We start from the raw sequence: 2513 nt of genomic DNA on the forward strand, positions 1-2513 counted from the left end.
GGCCCGGAACCGGAGGTTCCCAGAAGGAAGCCCCCGAGTCTGGTGGAGCGATCGTGAACCCGCAACCCTTGCATCGCCGATCCTTGAGGACGATCCAGTGACAGAACTTGCTGTGCGCAAAGGGCTTTACCCGATTCGAGAAGTGGCCGAACGCACGGGGGTCAATCCCGTCACCTTGCGCGCTTGGGAGCGGCGCTATGGCTTGCTTAAACCGGAGCGAACCCCGAAGGGACATCGCCTGTACTCTGAGCAAGACATCGAGTTGATTCGCAAAGTCGTGGAGATGCTGGAGGCAGGGGTGCCGATCAGCCAGGTACGGGGCGCCCTGGCGCATTCGGAGTCGGCCCATCTCGACGGCGCGCCAGGTCACGAGGCCGTTGAACGACAAGCCCAGGATCTGGCCGATGCCGCCCTGTCCATGCAACCTGGGGTGTTGGATAGCGTGTATCAAGCGAGCCTGCAAGCCTATCCGACGCTGTTGTTGATCCGCCAAGTGGTGCGACCCGCTTTGGAGCGCCTTCACCGCTTGCAGGGTCGCGAGCCTTTGGCTGCCCACGCGCGCGCTGTGCTGTGCGCGTATTTGGTAAGCCAAATCGGCCATCGTCTCTGGCAGCAGTCGTTGCGCAATCGCGGCCCAAGGATCTTGCTCGGCGTGCTCGGGGAGGGAGACGCGCTCGAGGCGTTGTTGTTGGGGCTTTACCTGGTCGATCGCGGATTTCGTCTGTTGTGGTTACCGGAAGCGGCGCCATTGCGTTATCTCGACGACACCGCCTTGGCGAGCCGGTCTGCGGCGATTTTGATCTACGTCGGCGCTACCCCGTCGCAGCGCCTCTTGGCGCAAGAATTGCCCGTGCTTGTCGCCAACGCTACGGTGCCGGTGTTTGCCGCCGGGGCGGCGGTGGCGCAACAAGCCGGAGCGTTTCGGGCGGCCGGGGTAGAACCCTTGCCGCTCGACGAAGAGGCCCTTGTGCTGCAGCTTCAGGAGCGGTTGCGTCCATGAGTCGGCCGTTGGTTTTCGTCAGCGCTTGTCTTTTGGGCCAGCCGGTTCGCTACGATGGAGGCCATAAGCGCTTCCCTTACTTGGACGTCTTGGCGAATCACTTGGAATTGCGCGGCATCTGCCCGGAGGTCGGCATCGGTCTGGGCGTGCCGCGGCCGCCGATCAATTTGGTCGCCGTAAACGGCGAACTGCGCCTGTTGGGCGTTAAAGACCGTAGCCTTGACGTGAGCGAAAAAATGCGGGAGTTTGCCCGCCGGCAGGCTCCCTTGATGGCTCAAGCCGATGGCTTTATCGCCAAGAAGGATTCGCCAAGCTGCGGGATGGCACGGGTGCGGGTTTACGATCTTGCAGGGAATCTGCTGCACAAGCACGGCGCCGGTCTGTTCACCGCCGTTTTGAGCCAAGCCTTGCCGCAACTGCCGATAGAAGAGGAGGGGCGCCTGAACGATCCTGCTTTGGCGGAAAATTTCTTGACTCGCGTGTTCGTCCACTATCGGTGGCGCAACCTCCAGGCGGAAGGCATTACTCCCGCCTCCTTGCTCGAGTTTCACACCCGCCACAAGTACTTGGTTATGGCGCACAGCATGCGGGCATACCGCGCGCTGGGGAGGATGTTGGCGGACTTGAAAAACTCCGGACCGGAGACTGCAGCGCGGTATTTTGCCGAATTGATGGCGGCGCTCGCTCGACCGGCCAGGCGGCCAAATCACGTCAACGTGTTGCAGCATCTGGCCGGTTATTTGAGCGATCGCCTAGATTGCCGCGATCGCCGGGAGCTGACTGAAGTGGTCGAAACCTACCGCCGCGGAGAGGTGCCTTTGATCGTTCCGCTGACGCTGCTACGCCACCATCAAAGCCGAATCCGAAATCCCTACCTCGCCGGGCAATACTATCTTGAGCCTTATCCTGCAGCGCTGGGCCTGCGCAACGCGATCTAATCCGATTGTTTTTCGGGCCGCTGGAGCAGCCAATAGGTGACTCCAAGCGCGAGCACCACCACCCCGGTGGCAAGGATGTAGGGCCAGTCGAGTTTTTTAAAGTCGAATACGATCACCTTGCGCGCGATCGCCATCAGGGCGGTGGCGACTACCAGTTTCACGGGGATGACGTCGCTGCGCAGGTATAAGGTGATGTTGATGAAAATCTCGATCGCGATCAGGACCGCCAAAAAAGCGCCAAAAGTGACGAAGATATCGCTGAGATCTAAGAGAAACTTGGGCGGCGCCATGAGGCGGTTGTACAGGGTCCAGACGACGTCCGCTAGGCCCCATAAGATCACCAGGGTCATCAGCACCGCCAGCGCCTTGACCGCTATGCGGATGGTGCGGTGCAACGCTCGGATTAGCGGGTCCTCGTGATGGAGGGGCAATTCCGTGTACTCGCTGCGTTTTTTTGCCTCTTGCTGAAAAAAACGGCTGAGGCCTTCAATGATTGCTTGCTGCCGCTGGAACAGTGCTTTAGAAACCGTTGCTCAAACCCTACCCAAATAGGACAGGTTTGATTCCTGCTTCAG

Annotated in this window: 3 protein-coding genes; 2 read left to right on the forward strand and 1 reads right to left on the reverse strand. The window is 60.2% G+C overall.

Features of this window, described 5'->3' with window-relative positions:
- The first annotated feature begins 97 nt into the window (after positions 1 to 97).
- Both ACYQ3M_RS11505 and ACYQ3M_RS11510 read left to right on the forward strand, forming a co-directional pair.
- Positions 98 to 1000, forward strand: a complete 903-nt coding sequence (locus ACYQ3M_RS11505) for a MerR family transcriptional regulator (RefSeq protein ID WP_460036223.1) — start codon at positions 98 to 100, stop codon at positions 998 to 1000.
- Entirely contained in the window at positions 997 to 1938 is a 942-nt protein-coding gene (locus ACYQ3M_RS11510; RefSeq protein ID WP_460036224.1) for a YbgA family protein, read from the forward strand. The genes ACYQ3M_RS11505 and ACYQ3M_RS11510 overlap by 4 nt, the downstream gene beginning before the upstream one ends.
- Here the strand turns inward: ACYQ3M_RS11510 and ACYQ3M_RS11515 are convergent.
- Positions 1935 to 2369: a phosphate-starvation-inducible PsiE family protein gene (locus ACYQ3M_RS11515; protein WP_460036225.1), complete on the reverse strand. Its 435-nt coding sequence runs from the start codon at positions 2367 to 2369 to the stop codon at positions 1935 to 1937. The genes ACYQ3M_RS11510 and ACYQ3M_RS11515 overlap by 4 nt on opposite strands.
- Positions 2370 to 2513: the final 144 nt, after the last annotated feature.

The organism is Methylothermus subterraneus (genome assembly GCF_054656915.1).